Origin of the sequence: Bradyrhizobium sp. SZCCHNS1050 (assembly GCF_032484785.1) — a bacterium.
Taxonomy (GTDB): Bacteria; Pseudomonadota; Alphaproteobacteria; order Rhizobiales; family Xanthobacteraceae; genus Bradyrhizobium.
The window spans coordinates 4,654,245-4,669,024 of sequence record NZ_JAUETR010000001.1 but is presented as its reverse complement, the minus strand read 5'-3'; the positions used below and the strand labels follow the sequence as shown (position 1 = coordinate 4,669,024).

14 protein-coding genes are annotated in these 14,780 nt (G+C 66.2%); 6 read left to right on the top strand and 8 right to left on the bottom strand.

Annotated features, from left to right (window positions below; genetic code table 11):
• Nucleotides 1-111: 111 nt before the first annotated feature.
• The gene (locus QX094_RS21080) at nucleotides 112-630 is read right to left on the bottom strand and encodes a cupin domain-containing protein (protein ID WP_315717363.1); all 519 of its coding nucleotides are present in this window, start codon (nucleotides 628-630) and stop codon (nucleotides 112-114) included.
• Between the two features lie 148 nt (nucleotides 631-778).
• Here QX094_RS21080 and QX094_RS21075 point away from each other — a divergent pair, with 148 nt between their 5' ends.
• Nucleotides 779-994: a CsbD family protein gene (locus QX094_RS21075; RefSeq protein ID WP_315750360.1), complete on the top strand. Its 216-nt coding sequence runs from the start codon at nucleotides 779-781 to the stop codon at nucleotides 992-994.
• Nucleotides 995-1,256: 262 nt separating this feature from the next.
• Here the strand turns inward: QX094_RS21075 and QX094_RS21070 are convergent, their stop codons facing one another.
• Nucleotides 1,257-1,715: an FKBP-type peptidyl-prolyl cis-trans isomerase gene (locus tag QX094_RS21070; RefSeq protein WP_409977948.1), complete on the bottom strand. Its 459-nt coding sequence runs from the start codon at nucleotides 1,713-1,715 to the stop codon at nucleotides 1,257-1,259.
• Nucleotides 1,716-2,602: 887 nt separating this feature from the next.
• Complete coding sequence (gene ggt / locus QX094_RS21065) at nucleotides 2,603-4,189, bottom strand: gamma-glutamyltransferase (RefSeq protein WP_315750359.1); 1,587 nt, start codon at nucleotides 4,187-4,189, stop codon at nucleotides 2,603-2,605.
• A gap of 132 nt (nucleotides 4,190-4,321) precedes the next feature.
• On the opposite strand from ggt, the gene QX094_RS21060 reads away from it, so the two are divergent.
• On the top strand, nucleotides 4,322-5,101 hold the full coding sequence (locus QX094_RS21060; RefSeq protein WP_315827019.1) for a rhodanese-related sulfurtransferase: 780 nt from the start codon (nucleotides 4,322-4,324) through the stop codon (nucleotides 5,099-5,101).
• Nucleotides 5,088-5,315 carry a SlyX family protein gene (locus QX094_RS21055; protein WP_315718252.1) on the top strand — a complete coding sequence of 76 codons (228 nt, stop codon included), beginning with the start codon at nucleotides 5,088-5,090 and terminating at the stop codon, nucleotides 5,313-5,315. The genes QX094_RS21060 and QX094_RS21055 overlap by 14 nt, the downstream gene beginning before the upstream one ends.
• A 13-nt stretch (nucleotides 5,316-5,328) precedes the next feature.
• Here the strand turns inward: QX094_RS21055 and QX094_RS21050 are convergent, their stop codons facing one another.
• Together QX094_RS21050 and QX094_RS21045 are read right to left on the bottom strand one after the other, a co-directional pair.
• The gene (locus QX094_RS21050; RefSeq protein ID WP_315718251.1) at nucleotides 5,329-7,239 is read right to left on the bottom strand and encodes a diguanylate cyclase; all 1,911 of its coding nucleotides are present in this window, start codon (nucleotides 7,237-7,239) and stop codon (nucleotides 5,329-5,331) included.
• Nucleotides 7,240-7,409: 170 nt separating this feature from the next.
• Nucleotides 7,410-7,646, bottom strand: a complete 237-nt coding sequence (locus tag QX094_RS21045) for a hypothetical protein (RefSeq protein WP_315718250.1) — start codon at nucleotides 7,644-7,646, stop codon at nucleotides 7,410-7,412.
• A 197-nt stretch (nucleotides 7,647-7,843) separates the two neighbouring features.
• Between QX094_RS21045 and hemE the strand changes: the two genes are divergently transcribed.
• Nucleotides 7,844-8,875, top strand: coding sequence for a uroporphyrinogen decarboxylase (gene hemE / locus QX094_RS21040; protein WP_409977991.1), 1,032 nt, complete (start codon nucleotides 7,844-7,846; stop codon nucleotides 8,873-8,875).
• Between the two features lie 4 nt (nucleotides 8,876-8,879).
• On the opposite strand, the gene hemC is transcribed toward hemE, so the two are convergent.
• From hemC to QX094_RS21025, 3 genes are all read right to left on the bottom strand, one after another.
• The gene (gene hemC / locus QX094_RS21035; RefSeq protein WP_315718248.1) at nucleotides 8,880-9,857 is read right to left on the bottom strand and encodes a hydroxymethylbilane synthase; all 978 of its coding nucleotides are present in this window, start codon (nucleotides 9,855-9,857) and stop codon (nucleotides 8,880-8,882) included.
• 15 nt (nucleotides 9,858-9,872) lie between these two features.
• Nucleotides 9,873-11,498 (bottom strand): choline dehydrogenase, encoded by a 1,626-nt coding sequence (locus tag QX094_RS21030; RefSeq protein ID WP_315769937.1) that lies wholly within the window; start codon nucleotides 11,496-11,498, stop codon nucleotides 9,873-9,875.
• Nucleotides 11,499-11,595: 97 nt separating this feature from the next.
• Nucleotides 11,596-12,774 carry an acetate/propionate family kinase gene (locus tag QX094_RS21025; protein ID WP_315718246.1) on the bottom strand — a complete coding sequence of 393 codons (1,179 nt, stop codon included), beginning with the start codon at nucleotides 12,772-12,774 and terminating at the stop codon, nucleotides 11,596-11,598.
• A 173-nt stretch (nucleotides 12,775-12,947) separates the two neighbouring features.
• Between QX094_RS21025 and QX094_RS21020 the strand changes: the two genes are divergently transcribed.
• Both QX094_RS21020 and QX094_RS21015 read left to right on the top strand, forming a co-directional pair.
• Nucleotides 12,948-13,982: a cobalamin-independent methionine synthase II family protein gene (locus tag QX094_RS21020; protein ID WP_315718259.1), complete on the top strand. Its 1,035-nt coding sequence runs from the start codon at nucleotides 12,948-12,950 to the stop codon at nucleotides 13,980-13,982.
• A gap of 138 nt (nucleotides 13,983-14,120) precedes the next feature.
• Complete coding sequence (locus tag QX094_RS21015) at nucleotides 14,121-14,768, top strand: hypothetical protein (RefSeq protein ID WP_315827020.1); 648 nt, start codon at nucleotides 14,121-14,123, stop codon at nucleotides 14,766-14,768.
• Nucleotides 14,769-14,780 lie beyond the last annotated feature (12 nt).

Here is a 14,780-nt window from a genome sequence, read left to right as displayed (position 1 = left end):
CGAGACACACGCGCGACAGTCGCCCCTGCTTCGCGTGTGAGAGGGAAGGCGGTATAGCCGCTCCCTGCCCGGCGGAGCCGTCGCGAGACGGCTCCGCCATTTCCTTGATGGCTACGACTTCGATTCGGCAGGATCGCGGTGCACCGGGTCGATCCACAGCACCGTCTCGGGCTTCTCGACCGGCTCGATGTCGATGTTGATCGCGACCGCCTCGCCGTCGCTGCGCACCAGCACGCATTCGAGCACTTCGTCCGGGCTCGCATTGATCTCCTGGTGCGGCACATAGGGCGGCACGAAGATGAAATCGCCGGGACCGGCCTCCGCGGTGAACTGCAGCCGATCGCCCCAGCGCATCCGCGCCTTGCCTTTCACGACGTAGATCACGCTCTCGAGATGACCGTGATGATGCGCCCCGGTCTTGGCGTCAGGCCTGATCGTGACCGTGCCCGCCCACAATTTCTGCGCTCCGACGCGCGCGAAGTTGATCGCCGCCTTGCGGTCCATGCCCGGCGTCGACGGCACGTTGGAATCGAGCTGATTGCCCGGAATGACGCGGACGCCGTCGTGCTTCCAGCGCTCGTCGCCGTGATCGTGGGAATGGCCGTGCGCGTGATCGTGAGAGCCTGACATGATTTCTTCTCGGGATTTCGTCGGTTCGAGGGAACCAACCGTTCTTAGCCGAAATGCCGCAGCGAAGCTATTCGCAGTTCCGCGCGAACCTTTCTGCATTGCATGCGTTGGGTCGGTGGAGTTCACACGAACAACGGAGGACGAAATCATGGGTGCCACCACCGACAAGATCAAGGGCGTCGCCAACGAGACGATCGGCAAGGCCAAGCAGGGCATCGGCGAAGCCACCGGCTCCGAGCGCCTGCAGGGCGAGGGTGCCGTGCAGGAGATCAAGGGCAAGGGCCAGCAGGCGCTGGGCGATGCCAAGCAGGCGACCAAGGACGCGGTGAACACTGCCGCCGGCGCCGCCAACAAGAACCTCTGAGCAGGATCGGCGCGACCGCTGAGGTCGCGCGATGAAGCTCAATAGAAACTAAAAGGATCGGCTCCTCGTGGGCCGATCCCTTCGTTTTATATCGCGTCCGAGAAATAGCTCATGCTTACGTCCGTCATCGCGAGCGAAGCGACGCGATCCAGAGTCCCGACCGGACACTGGATTGCTTCGTCGCCTGCGGCTCCTCGCAATGACGGCGGTGAGAGCCTTTGCATCAACTCGGCTCGTGATGAGAGCGGCGAAGGCAGGGTCTCTACTTCACACCGAGCAGTTCGACGTCGAACATCAGCGTCGCGTTCGGCGGAATCACGCCGCCGGCGCCGCGGGCGCCGTAGCCCAGCTCAGGCGGAATGATCAGGGTCCTCTTGCCGCCGACCTTCATGGTGGCGACGCCCTCGTCCCAGCCGGCGATCACGCGCTTCATGCCGATCGGGAATTCGAACGGCTCGTTGCGATCCACCGACGAGTCGAACTTCTTGCCCTTCTGGCCGTTCTCATAGAGCCAGCCCGTATAATGCATCACGCAGGTCTGACCGCGCGTCGGCGTGGCGCCGGTGCCTTCCTTGGTGTCGATGATCTGCAGTCCGGAGGGAGTGGTCATGGTCTTTCCTGTGGGTTTGGCGGAACTGGTCTGTGCCGAGACCGCGCGGGAGCCCAGCACGACACCGGTCGCGGCCGATGCCGCCGCCATCAGCGCAACTCTTCTGTTCATCGGACGCCGCATGCTCCAGACCGCCTCTGCTCGTTCACGGGAGCCGCGGTTTAGCTCATGCGGGAGCGGCTGACCAGCCCGGCATCGATTTCCGAAAAAAATAATCCTCTTGCCAATAATCGGAAATCATGATTATCTCCGCGCATCCCGCCTCATTGCGGAGGGGCGTTGCGCGCGATCGTCACGACACGCGAGGCGGGGAGCGATGGCCGCGATCATGCCGCAGCGCATTTTCGGATGCGCGGACGAACGGCAGCTCGCGGACGTGAAGTCGCAGCGTCCTGATACCCCGATGCTGGTATCACGCGCAGTGCGCGCAAGCGCATTGTCGCAATGGTGGCCAACAAGCCCGGCGCACCAGGGAGACTGCGTATAAGCGTGAAGACCGTCGCGCAGGGAATGCCGGTTGAATCGGCTTTGCCTGTGGTACCTGCCGCCTGCATTTTTTCGCAGGCGGGCCATGGGTGAGGCCTTCACCCGGCATTCCCTGCGCCCTCTGCCTTTCGAGAGGGACGAACTGATCGCAGACCTCGGGCGTCCGTGCCGCGAGAACGAGACCATGTGTCGATCGTTGTTTGAGCCGTGTATCCGCCCCCGTCCACCGCCGTCGTCCCGGACAAGCCGTGACGCGCGCCGCGTGTCGCGGCGCCGATCCGGACCCATACGCCGCGGCGGACGTGACGTGCGAAGAACTAACGGCTGGCCTGCCTCAAACCACTGCCTGGGGTCATGGGTCCCGGCGCAAGGCCGGACGACAGCGGCGTGTGTGGATGCAGCTTGCGTAGCCACCATCGCAAATTGCGAGGAGCGAAGCGACGAAGCAATCCAGAGTGACAGCCACGGCTCTGGATCGCGTCGCTGCGCTCGCGATGACGAATGGCGCCGCCTCAATACCCCAGCGCGCAGCCGTCCTTGCGCGGGTCGGAGCCGCCGGTGAGCGTGCCCTTGTCCCAGTCGATCCAGATCGCCTGACCGCCGCCGAGCGGCGACACCACCTTGGTGGTCTTGTGGCCGATCTTCTGCAAGCCCTCGATCACCTCGGCCGGCACGCCGTCCTCGAGCTGATAGACGCCCTCGTAATGCAGACCCCTGGCCATATCGATCGCTTCCTGCACGTCGCAGCCGTAGTCGAGGATGTTGGTCAGAACGTGGGTCTGGCCGACCGGCTGATACTGGCCGCCCATGACGCCGAACGACATCTGGGCGCGGCCCGCCTTGGTGGCGAGCGCCGGAATGATCGTGTGCAGCGGACGCTTGCCCGGACCGATGCAGTTCGGATGGCCCGGCTGGATGCGGAAGCCGCCGGCGCGGTTCTGCAGCAGCACGCCGGTCTCGTTGGAGACGATCGCCGAGCCGAACGAATGCGCGATCGAGTTGATGAAGGAGCAGACGTTGCGGTCGCGGTCGACGACCGTGATGTAGACGGTCTCCGGATTCATCGGCGGCGCGACGTTCGGCAGGTCGAGCAGCTTGTCGAGGCTGATCTGCGAGATGTACTCGTCGGCGAACTCCTTGGCGAGGATGCTCGCGACCTCGGTCGTCATGTGCGCGGGATCGCCGATGTGCTGCTCGCGCATCATGTAGGCGATACGGGCGGCCTCGGCCTCGAGGTGGAAGCGCTCGACGCTGAGCGGATCGATGCGCGTGAGGTCGAAGCGCGAGAGGATGTTGAGCATCACCAGCATGGTGATGCCCGGACCGTTGGGCGGACACTGCCAGACGTCGTAATCCTTGTAGGTGGTGCCGATCGGCGAGGTCACCTCGGTCTGGTGGTTGGCGAAATCCTCCAAGGTGTGCAGGCCGCCGATGCCGCGCAGGGTCTGCACCATGTCCTCGGCGACGGCGCCGGTGTAGAAGCCCTTCGCCCCCTCCTTGGCGATGACGCGCAGGGTCTGCGCCAGCTCCGGCTGGCGGATCACGTCACCGACCGCTGCCGCCTTGCCATGCGGCAGAAAGTAGCGCGCGGTGTTGGTGCCGTTCTTGAGCTTCTCGAACTGGTTGTTCCAGTCGAACGCGACACGCGGCGCCACCACATAGCCGTCCTCCGCGGCGCGGATCGCGGGCTGCAGCAGCCGGTCGAGCCCGAGCCGGCCGTGGTCGCGCAGGATGCGGTCCCAGGCATCGATCGCGCCGGGGACGGACACCGCATGGGCCGAGGTCAGGGGGACCGAATGGATCTTGCGCTCGAGGTACCAGTCCACGGTCGCGGCGGCGGGCGCCCGACCCGAGCCGTTATAGGCCATGATCCGGCTTTCGCCCCTGGGCTGTACCAAGGCGAAGCAGTCGCCGCCGATGCCGGTCGATTGAGGCTCGATCACGCCGAGCAGGGCGCAGGCTGCCACCGCGGCGTCGGCCGCAGTGCCCCCGGCCCGCAGCACCTCGATCCCGGCCAGCGCCGCCTGCGGGTGCGATGTCGCGATCATTCCGTTCTGGGCGTGGACCGTCGACCTGCCTGGGAAGTGGAAGCTTCTCATCGTTGCTCGCTGCGTGATCGTGTGGTGGTTGGAATACCAGTGCTGGCCGGCTACATCGCACATTCCTTCCAGGCTCGGCAATGCCCGGGGATACCAGCTTTTCTATGGTCAGCTCTGCTGGTAAACGGCCGCATGCCCCTCGCCGTCGCCGCCTTCTATCAGTTCGTCGCCCTGCCGGATTTTCGCGACCTGCGCGCGCCGCTCCACGCCTTTTGCGCCGAGCGCGGCATCAGGGGCAGCGTCCTGCTGGCCGAGGAGGGCATCAACGGCACCGTGGCCGGGACCGAGCCGGCAATTGCCGCCCTGGTAGGCGCGTTTCGCGACGGAACGCTGTTCGACGGCCGGCTGGACAATCTGGAGCTGAAATACTCGCGCGCCACGGCCATGCCGTTCCGGCGCCTCAAGGTGCGGCTGAAGCGGGAGATCGTGACGCTCGGCGATCCCGCCGCCGATCCGACCCGGCAGGTCGGGACCTATGTCAGTCCCGCCGATTGGAACGCGCTGATCACCGCGCCGGATACCGTCGTGCTCGACACCCGGAATGCGTTCGAGGTGGCGATGGGGACGTTCGAAGGCGCGGTCGATCCAGGCCTGCAGAGCTTCGGGCAGTTCAAGGATTTTGCAGAACGCGCACTCGATCCTGCCAGGCACAAGCGGATCGCGATGTTCTGCACCGGCGGCATCCGCTGCGAGAAGGCGAGCGCGCTGCTGCTGGCGCGCGGCTTTTCCGAGGTCTACCACCTCAAGGGGGGCATCCTGAAGTATCTCGAGGAGATCCCGGAATCCGAGAGCCGCTGGCGCGGCGGCTGTTTCGTGTTCGACGAACGGGTGGCGCTCGGTCACGGGCTGCGGGAGCACAGCGAGGCCACCATCAAGGCCGCTCCGGAGGGCGCACGCGATGAGCAGTTCTGAGCCATCCAACGCGGAGCTCGGCGAGCGGATCGACACGCTGGAGATGCGCCTCACCTTCCAGGACGACACGATCGAGACGCTGAACCAGACCATCACTGCGCAGTGGCGCGAGATCGACGCGCTGAAACGGCGGATCGCCCTGCTGGTCGAGCGGCTCGAGGACGCGCAAGGCAACGCCGAGGGGCCGCGCAATGAGCCTCCGCCGCACTACTGAGCGGGCGGCGATCTCAGGCCGGGACGGTCGCCGGCGCCTTGCCGGCGGGCAGATCGATCACCTCGCCGGCCATGATCAGGCGGTCGCGGCCGGCGTCCTTGGCGGCATAGAGCGCGCGGTCGGCCGCCTCGATCAGCGAGGCCGGGCCGGCGGAGCGCTCGAAGCCCGGCCGGCACACCGCGCCGCCGATGCTCGCGGTGACGATGCCCACCGGGTTGTGATCGTGGACGATGCGGGCCTCGTGCAGTGCCCGCCTGATCCGCTCGCCGAGCCTGGCGCAGCCCCCGGCATCGGTGTTCGGCAGCAGGACGGCGAACTCCTCGCCGCCGTAGCGGGCCGCCAGATCCGAGCTGCGCTGCGCCTCGTCGGCCAGAATGCCGGCCACGGTGTGCAGGCATTCGTCGCCGGCCGGGTGGCCATAGGCGTCGTTGAAGGCCTTGAAGTGGTCGATGTCGATCATCAGCAGCGCCAGCGAAGTCTTGTCGCGGTAGGCCCTGCCCCACTCCTCCAGCAGCCGCTCGTCGAACCGGCGGCGGTTGGCGAGCCCGGTGAGGCCGTCCTCGATGGCCAGCGTCTCGAGCCGGCCCTGCAGCGTCTTCTGCTGCGTCACGTCGCGGGTGACGGCGACGAAGCCGTCGAGCGCGCCATCCGGCTGACGGGTGGCGCGGATCGTGGTCTCGACCCAGATCTCAGATTTGTCGCGGCGACGCATGCGATAGGTGGCGCGCGCCTCGTCGACGGCGCCCCTCCTGAGCTGATCGAGGATCTCCTGCAGTTGCGGGCGATCGAGCGGATGCACACCGGACAGCGCGCGCTTGCCCAGGAGCTGCGACGGGTGCCAGCCCAGCACGCGCATGGTCGACGGCGAAACGTAGCCGATGCAGTCGTCCAGCTCGATCCGCGTCACGATGTCGCTGGAGCCTTCGGCGAGCAACCTGAAGTTCTCCTCCTTTGCCGCCAGCGCCGCGGCGAGCTGCTGCCGCTGCAGCAACTGCTTCGCGAGGAAGATGCCGATCGCGATGACCAGCGCAACCAGACAGACCAGCACCGTCAGCCGGACCAGCGCGTCACGCGTCCATTCCGCCAGGACCTCCGCCTCGGTGCGCGTCACGAGAATGAGGAACGGATAGCGCTGCGCGTGCTGATAGAACCCGATGCGTTCGGACGGTTCGCCGAGCCGCCGGAAATGCAACGGCCCCGACGCCGGATGATAGGGTATCGCTTCAGGTATGGGGCGCCCAAGCGTCTGCGGGTCCGGCTCCGCATTGTCGGCGAGGACGGCTCCGTCACGGCTCATCAGGCTGATCGTGCCCTGACGACCGACGGCAAACTGACGGTAGAACTGAGCAAAATAGGCAACGTCGATGGTTGCCAGCACGACGCCGCCGAACCGGCCATCCGCGTGATTCCAGCGCCGCGACAGGGTGATGACCCATTGACCGCCGGCCCTGCTCTGCACCGGACGACCGATCAGCAGCGAGCGATCGGCCGAAATCCTGTGGTGTGCGAAGTAGTCGCGATCGGCATTGTTGTAGTTGGTGAGCGTGACGTCCTCGGTGGTGGCAAGCCAGTCGCCGTTTTCGCCATAGGCGAAGATGCCCCGGATGCGGCCGAGATTGGCCTTCCTCGTCTTCAGAATCGTCTGCAGTCGGGCGATCGCACCGGGCTTGCCGTCATCGGTCTCGAGCGCGGCGACGACGCCGCGCAACAGCGAATCCGCAAGCTCGAAGGTATCCTCAACGTGCTGGGTGAGCGAGTGAGCGAGGTTGCCGAGATCGGTTTCGGCATTGCGTACCTCCGCCTGTCGGGAAGTCCATTCGCCCCATACGCTGTAAGCGAGAATCGTGACCGACACGAGCGCAAGCACGCCAGCCGCCCACATTGGCAGGCGGCTTCGATCAACTCTGGTCGCACCAATGTCCATTCCGCGGGACTCTCCGGACGCCGCGAGAGTCCCATGGACATCTTATTTAACTCTGAAATGCGATTGGTCCGAGGGCGTCCGCACCGACCCGTAAGACTACGGCCGCTCCCGTACTACTACGGACAAACAACGGCGGCGCCACGCTCGAGGCGGGCGTTTAGCCTGTTAGTTCAGCGAACGAACACCGATCGCACCTTTTCCCAAAGCGATGGCGAATGGTCCAGGTCAACGTCATCGCCCTTCACGCGGGTCGTCGAGGGCTGCTGCAGGCTCACCGGATCCGATGCCGGAAACGTGTCCATCAGTCCCTTGTCGAGCTGCGTTGCAGTCGCACGGTCGAGACGCGCAGCTTCGCGCGGATCAACCGCGTGCTTGTCGTGCGGCGCGGGATTGAATTTCTCAGCCATGATCGATCTCCCTGTGGAACGACAACGCAGGGGCGACGGACGTGTTCCCCTCGATGTGACGTCCCGCAACTGTGGGGACGATCGCATCTCCGGCGACTCCCGAGCCGATATGACCTTGGCCGGAACCGCGTGGGCATGTATCACGGACGGTAAACTGTTCCCGAAGGTTGCGGAGCCCGAGCGTGAGTGAGACTGCCGTGAACAAGCCTTTCATCGACGTGCTGGCCGGTCGGCGCCAGAGCCTGCCTCCGGTGTGGATGATGCGGCAGGCCGGCCGCTATTTGCCGGAGTACCGCGAGGTCCGCGCCAAGGCCGGCGGCTTTCTCGACCTCTGCTTCAATCCCGAGCTCGCGGCTGAAGTGACGCTGCAGCCGATCCGGCGCTTCGGCTTCGATGCGGCGATCATCTTTTCCGACATTCTGGTGATCCCGCATGCGCTCGGCCGCGGCGTCCGCTTCGAGGTCGGCGAGGGCCCGCGGCTCGACCCGCTCGATGCGCCGGACAAGATCGCGACGCTGTCGGCGAAGGCAGATTTGTCGAAGCTGCAAGCGGTGTTCGAGGCGCTGCGCCGGGTGCGGGCCGAGCTGCCACCGAGCACCGCCCTGATCGGCTTTTGCGGCGCCCCGTGGACGGTCGCGACCTACATGGTCGCGGGCCAAGGCACGCCCGACCAAGCACCGGCGCGGCTGCTGGCCTATCGCCATCCCGAGGCGTTCGGCACGATCATCGACGCGCTGGTCGACAGCTCGATCGGCTATCTCTTGAAGCAGCTGGAGGCCGGAGCCGACGCGCTGCAGATCTTCGACACCTGGGCCGGGGTGCTGTCGCCGCGCGAGTTCGCGCGCTGGTCCGTCGCGCCGACGCGACGCATCGTCGAGGGCGTGCGCAAGGCGCGGCCGGATGCGAAGATCATCGGCTTTCCGCGCGGCGCCGGTGCATTGCTGCCGGGCTACGTCGCCGAGACCGGAATCGATGCCGTCAGCATCGACTGGACGGCGGAGCCGGGCCTCGTGCGCGAGCGGGTGCAGAGCAAGGTCGCGGTGCAGGGCAATCTCGATCCGCTGGCGCTGCTCACTGGGGGCGCGGCGCTCGACCAGGCGGTCGATGACGTGCTGGCGAGCTATTCCGGTGGACGGCACATCTTCAACCTCGGCCACGGCATCCTGCCGGAGACGCCGATCGCCCATGTGGAGCAGATGCTGGCGCGGGTGCGCGCCTACAAGGGATGACTTGCTAGCGCGGCCGGCTGCGCTCGATCAGCTCGGCCGCGCCGTTGGCGAGCAGCTCGAGCCCGACCGCCCGGCCGAGCTCGCGCGGGCGATCCGCCGGCGCCGAGCGCTGTGCTTCAATGAAGCGGCCGCCGTCCTCGTCGAGCACCGAGGCGGTCAGCGTCAGCTGTCCGCCGTCGATGGTCGAAAATCCTGCGATCGGCGAGTTGCAGTGGCCGTTGAGCACCCACAGCACCTCGCGCTCGGCGTCGGCGCAGGTCCGCGCCGCTGCATCGTCGATCGTCGCCAGGATGCGCCGCGTCTCCCAATCGGAGGCAGGGCACTCGACGGCGACGATGCCCTGCCCGACCGCCGGCAGCATGTCGGCGACCGGGAAGTCGTACGAGGCGCGATCAGAAAGACCGACCCGCTCCAGCCCGGAGCGCGCCATGATCAGCGCATCGGCCGGTCCCACGGCGCCGCCATCCGGCAGCCGCTGCAGCTCGCCATTGTCGAGCTTGCGGATGCGGGTGTCGGCCGCGCCGCGGAAATGGATCAGCTCGGCGTGCGGAAACAGCCGCCGCGCATAGGCGGCCCGGCGCACGGCATTGGTGCCGATCTTGAAGCCCCGGCCGCCATCGTTGCGGAATTGGTCCAGCGACAGCCCGCGCCGCAGCACCAGCACGTCGCCCGGCGGATCGCGCGACAGCAGCGCGGCAACCACCAGACCGGGCGTCTCCTCATTGCCCGGCATGTCCTTCAGCGAGTGCATCGCTGCATGCAGCCGGCCGTCCAGCATGGCACGGCGGATCTCGGCCACGAACGCGCCACCCTTGCCGCCGTGGGTGAGCAGCTTGCTGGTCTGGTCGGAATCGCCCGTCGTCTCGAACTTGACGATCTCGATGTCGAGCGACGGAATCGCCGCCTGCAGCCGACGGGCGATCTCCTCCGTCTGCGCCAAGGCCATCGTGCTCTTGCGGGTGCCGATCCGGAAACGTGTCACGAACTCATTCCTGCGTCAGCGCGCGTCCTGCAAGATCATGTCGGAGGCCTTCTCCGCGATCATGATGACCGGCGCGTTGGTGTTGCCCGAAACCAGATCCGGCATGATCGAGGCATCGACCACGCGCAGGCCGTCGACGCCGCGCACCCGCAGGCGTTGATCGACCACGGCGGCAGCATCGGTCCCCATCCGGCAGGTCGAGGTCGGATGGTAGATCGTGCTGCCGGTCTGCCGGCAATAGGCCAGGATGTCGTCATCGCTCACGATCTTGGACCCGGGATAGGCTTCATCCGAGACATACGGCTTCAGCGCCGGTGCCGCCAGGATTTTCCGCAGGATCCGGAGGCCCTCGATGTTGGCCCGCCGGTCGGTTTCACTGGCGAGATAATTGATGCGGATTTCCGGCGGCACCGTTGGATCCGCGCTCCTGATCCGCAGCGAACCGCGGCTTTCGGGCCTGAGCTGGCAGACCGAGACGGTGAAGCCGGAGAAGGTGTGCAGCTTTTCGCCCATCTTGTCGGTCGAGAACGGGATGAAGTGGATCTGGATGTCAGGGCTCGCAAGCCGCGGATCGGTCTTGAAGAACGCGCCGGCCGTACCCGCAGCGATCGTCAGCGGACCGTTGCGGAAGGCCGCATAGCGTACGCCAGCCAGCACCTTGCGCACCGGATTGTTGACGATGTCGTTCAGTGTGATGCGCTGGCTGCAGCGCATCACGATGCGCACCTGCAGATGGTCCTGCAGGTCACTTCCGACACCGGGCGCATCGAGGACCACGTCGAGGCCGTGCTGCTTCAACAGCTCGGCCGGACCGACCCCGGACAGCTGCAGCAGTTGCGGCGAGTTGTAGGCGCCGCTCGACACCAGAATCTCCTTGCGAGCGCGGGCCGTCCGCATTCGGCCGCGCTGGCTGAACGTGACGCCGCGGGCCCGGCGCCCCTCGAACAAAATCCGCTGGGCTAGCGCGTCGGTCTCGACGTGGAGGTTGCTGCGGCCGAGCGCCGGCCGCAGGTAGGAGGCCGCGCTGCTGGCGCGGCGGCCGCGACGGGTCGTCGTCTGGAAGAACCCCGCCCCCTCCTGGCTCGCACCATTGAAGTCACCATTGAAGGGCAACCCGGCCTCGACCGCCGCTTTCACGAAGGCTTCAGACAACGGGTCCTCGTGCCGCCAGTCGGACACCGGCAGCGGGCCGTCGACGCCGTGGTAGACGTCGGCGCCGCGGGACTGATTTTCCGCCCGCTTGAAATAGGGCAGCACGTCGTCATAGCCCCAGCCGACATTGCCGCGCTGGCGCCAGCGGTCGTAATCCTCGTGCTGGCCGCGCACGTAGAGCAGGCCGTTGATCGAGCTGGAGCCACCGAGCACCTTGCCGCGCGGCTGGAACACGGAGCGGCCGTCGAGTCCGGGCTCCGGCTCGGTCTGGTACATCCAGTTGACGGTCTTTTCCTTGAACAGCTTGCCGTAGCCGAGCGGGACGTGGATCCAGATGTTGGTGTCCTTTGGACCCGCCTCGAGCAGCAGCACCGTGTGCTTGCCGTCGCTGCTGAGCCTGTTGGCGAGAACGCAGCCGGCCGAGCCGGCACCGACCACGACGTAGTCGAACTCACTGTCCGCCTCACGCAACACCACGCTGCCTTCCATCGCTTCCCCACCAGCCTTGTTGTTCTTTCATTCTCGATGATACCAAAAAGCAAGGACATGCAAGCGGCAAATCAGCAGGTCTGGTCGGCCATCTCAGTCATTGCGGCCTCAGCAGGCGCGCGGCGTGCCGCGCGATCATCATTTCCTCATTGGTGTGGACCACGCGCACGCGCACCCGCGATCGATCCGAAGATATCAAGGAATGGTTCGCACGATTGCGGTCCTCGTCCAGCGCGATCCCGAGCCATTCGAAGCCTTGGCAGACGCGCTGGCGAATGTGCCATGCGTGCTCGCCGATACCGCCGCAGAACACGACCGCGTCGATGCCCGAGAGGACGGCGGTCATGGCGCCGAGCTCGCGCCTGATGCGGTCGACGAAGTAGTCGATCGCCTGCCGCGCCTCCGGCGTGCCGGCGGCCTCCAATTCGCGCATGTCCTGCGACAATCCCGACAATCCCTTCAGGCCCGAATGATTGTAGAGGAGATCGGTGACCGCTTCAGCCGTCATGCGCTTCTCCTGAAGCAGATAGAGAACGACGCCAGGGTCGAGCTGACCGCAGCGCGTGCCCATCGGCAGGCCGTCGAGTGCCGTGAAGCCCATCGACGAACCGATGCTCTGCCCATCCCGGATCGCACACATCGAGGCACCGTTGCCGAGATGCATCACGACCACCCGGCCCTTCTCGTCGAGCGGAGCGATCTCCTTCAATCGCGAAACGACGTATTCATAGGATAGGCCGTGAAAGCCGTAGCGGCGGATGCCTTGGTCGTAGAACTCACGCGGCAAGGCATAGGTATCATTGACCCAGGGGTGCGAACGATGGAACGCCGTGTCGAAACATGCGACCTGCACGGCGCTAGGAAAGGCGCGACGGGCGGCGCGGATACCGGAGAGATTGTGAGGCTGGTGCAACGGCGCCAGCGGAATGAGCTTCTGCAGATCATTCAGAACATCGTCATTGACGACGATCGGCTGCGTGAAAGCGAGCCCGCCATGGACGACGCGATGACCGACGGCGTTGACTTCGGTGCGCCCGATGGCGCGCTGCAGTACCTCGAGCACGACGCCGAGAGCTGCCTCGTGATCGGTGGCGCTCGCTGCATCGAGGCGTTCATCGGCCAGCGGAGCGCCCCTCAGCTTCGCTTCGAGATGCGGCGCGGCACTGCCAAGCCCTTCGATCTGGCCATGCACGGTCTCCACAAGGTCGGCATCTTCCTCGAACAAGGCGAACTTGATCGAGGATGAGCCGGAGTTGAGGATCAGGATGTGTTGCATCGGTGATGCCGCCTCGTGACGAATGATGAACTGATAAACTGCAGAAAATACGAACGATTTCCATGACGATCCGAAGATGAACAAAACGCTAGGTTGTATTCTGGCGCCGAGATGACCGTCTGCCGCCATATCAGGGGTTGGAGTCGGACCCGCGGGAGGGCCACTGCGTGAATATGCCTCGACATCTCCTGCCGACCACCGTGGTCGGAAGCTACCCGCAGCCGGATTGGCTGGTTGATCGCGCAATGCTCTCGAAGTCCGTTCCCCGCATTCGCATGCAGGGCATGTGGCGCATTCCCCGGCCGCTGCTCGACGACGCTCAGGACGATGCGACCATCGTCGCGATCCACGACATGGAACAGGCGGGGATCGACATCGTATCGGATGGCGAGATCCGGCGCGAAAGCTACTCCAACCGGTTCGCGACCGCGCTCGACGGCGTCGATGCCGACAATCCCGCCATCATCATCTCGCCGTCCGGGATCAAGACGCCAGTGCCGCGCGTCGCCGGTCCGATCCGGCGGACGCACCCGGTCGAGCTGCGCGACATGGAGTTCCTCCGCCGTAACACCAAGCGTGCCGCCAAGATCACCCTGCCCGGGCCGTTCACATTGAGCCAGCAGGCCCAGGACGATTTCTACGGCGACGACGAGGCGCTCGCGATGGCTTTCGCCGAGGTCGTCAATGCCGAGGCCCGCGACCTGCAACGCGCCGGCGCCGACGTCATCCAGCTCGACGAGCCCTGGGTCCGCAACAATCCGCAGGCGGCGCGGCGCTATGCCGTCAAGGCGATCAACCGGGCTCTGGATCATATTACGGTGCCCACCATCGTTCACGTCTGCTTCGGTTATGCCGCCATCGTGCCGGGCTCCAGCAAGCCGAGCGGATATGCGTTCCTGGCCGAGCTTGCCGATTGCCACGCCGCGCAGATCGCTATCGAGGCGGCGCAGCCGCGGCTCGACCTCGGCGTTCTCGGAGATCTCTCGACCAAGACCATCGTGCTCGGCGTCCTCGATCTCGGCAATCCCGAGGTCGAGCCGGTCGCGGTCGTCGCCGAGCGCATCCGCAACGGCCTCAAAGTGGTGGCGCCGGAGCGGCTGGTCGTGGCGCCGGACTGTGGCATGAAATATCTGCCGCGTGCGACCGCTTTCGGGAAATTGAAGGCGATGTGTGCGGCGGCGGCGCGGGTGCGCGAGGAGCTCGCCTGAAAGCCCAATGTGGCAGATGCGGCGCATGTCGGGCGCAACGCTCCACGATGGCGCCACCCTGCAAACCCATTTCCGGAATAAGGCAGGCGGTGAGCGCCGGAGGTCGGCTGGCCCGATTTCGTCGCGAGGGAGGCTCCGATGGCCGTCTGCATCACGTCGAGGAACGTCGCCGCCGCGATCGGCATGCTTGCCGGCGCAGCGGCGAGCGGGACCGCGATGGCCGACCCGCTCGACGACATCATGGGCGGCCTGATGCGCGACGCGCGCAGCTCGTTTGCGCGGATGGTGCCGATCGGGCTCGTACCGACCATGCCATCGCTCCAGCCGCCTCCCATCCAGCAGCCAACGGCACTGCCACCATCCTCTCGGCCCGCGCTCCCGCCCCAGGCTCAGGCCGTCAAGCCGCAGGCGGTAGCGAAACCATTGCGCCCCCGGCCGCCGCTCAGTCCCGCCGCGGCGACGTTGGCGGCTGCCGATGCTGCCGAGACGGTCGCCGACGCCAATCTCGATGCCGCGCTGGCGGCCAACGAGAAGGCCATTTCCGACCGCGACGTGGCGGAGGCGCTGGCGAAGGCCAATCCCACCGCAGCCAACATCGCGGCGGCCAAGGCCGCGGCCGAGGCGGCGTACACCGCCGAAGCGAACCTCACCGACGCGCTGTTGGCCGACAAGGAGACCGATGCACGTCTGAAGGCCGCACGCGCCGCCGTCGCAGCGCAGCAGAGCGGCCGGAAGTCCTCAGGCAAGCCGCCGTCGACGATGCCGGTCAGCCTCGCCGACAAGTAGCCGGCGGCGCAC

Excerpts from the sequence above, each read along its gene's own strand:
- QX094_RS21080 (WP_315717363.1), bottom strand. The coding sequence starts at position 630 with ATGTCAGGCTCTCACGATCACGCGCACGGCCATTCCCACGATCACGGC.
- QX094_RS21075 (WP_315750360.1), top strand. The coding sequence starts at position 779 with ATGGGTGCCACCACCGACAAGATCAAGGGCGTCGCCAACGAGACGATC.
- QX094_RS21070 (WP_409977948.1), bottom strand. The coding sequence starts at position 1,715 with ATGAACAGAAGAGTTGCGCTGATGGCGGCGGCATCGGCCGCGACCGGT.
- ggt (WP_315750359.1), bottom strand. The coding sequence starts at position 4,189 with ATGAGAAGCTTCCACTTCCCAGGCAGGTCGACGGTCCACGCCCAGAAC.
- QX094_RS21060 (WP_315827019.1), top strand. The coding sequence starts at position 4,322 with ATGCCCCTCGCCGTCGCCGCCTTCTATCAGTTCGTCGCCCTGCCGGAT.
- QX094_RS21055 (WP_315718252.1), top strand. The coding sequence starts at position 5,088 with ATGAGCAGTTCTGAGCCATCCAACGCGGAGCTCGGCGAGCGGATCGAC.
- QX094_RS21050 (WP_315718251.1), bottom strand. The coding sequence starts at position 7,239 with ATGGACATTGGTGCGACCAGAGTTGATCGAAGCCGCCTGCCAATGTGG.
- QX094_RS21045 (WP_315718250.1), bottom strand. The coding sequence starts at position 7,646 with ATGGCTGAGAAATTCAATCCCGCGCCGCACGACAAGCACGCGGTTGAT.
- QX094_RS21030 (WP_315769937.1), bottom strand. The coding sequence starts at position 11,498 with ATGGAAGGCAGCGTGGTGTTGCGTGAGGCGGACAGTGAGTTCGACTAC.
- QX094_RS21025 (WP_315718246.1), bottom strand. The coding sequence starts at position 12,774 with ATGCAACACATCCTGATCCTCAACTCCGGCTCATCCTCGATCAAGTTC.
- QX094_RS21020 (WP_315718259.1), top strand. The coding sequence starts at position 12,948 with ATGCCTCGACATCTCCTGCCGACCACCGTGGTCGGAAGCTACCCGCAG.
- QX094_RS21015 (WP_315827020.1), top strand. The coding sequence starts at position 14,121 with ATGGCCGTCTGCATCACGTCGAGGAACGTCGCCGCCGCGATCGGCATG.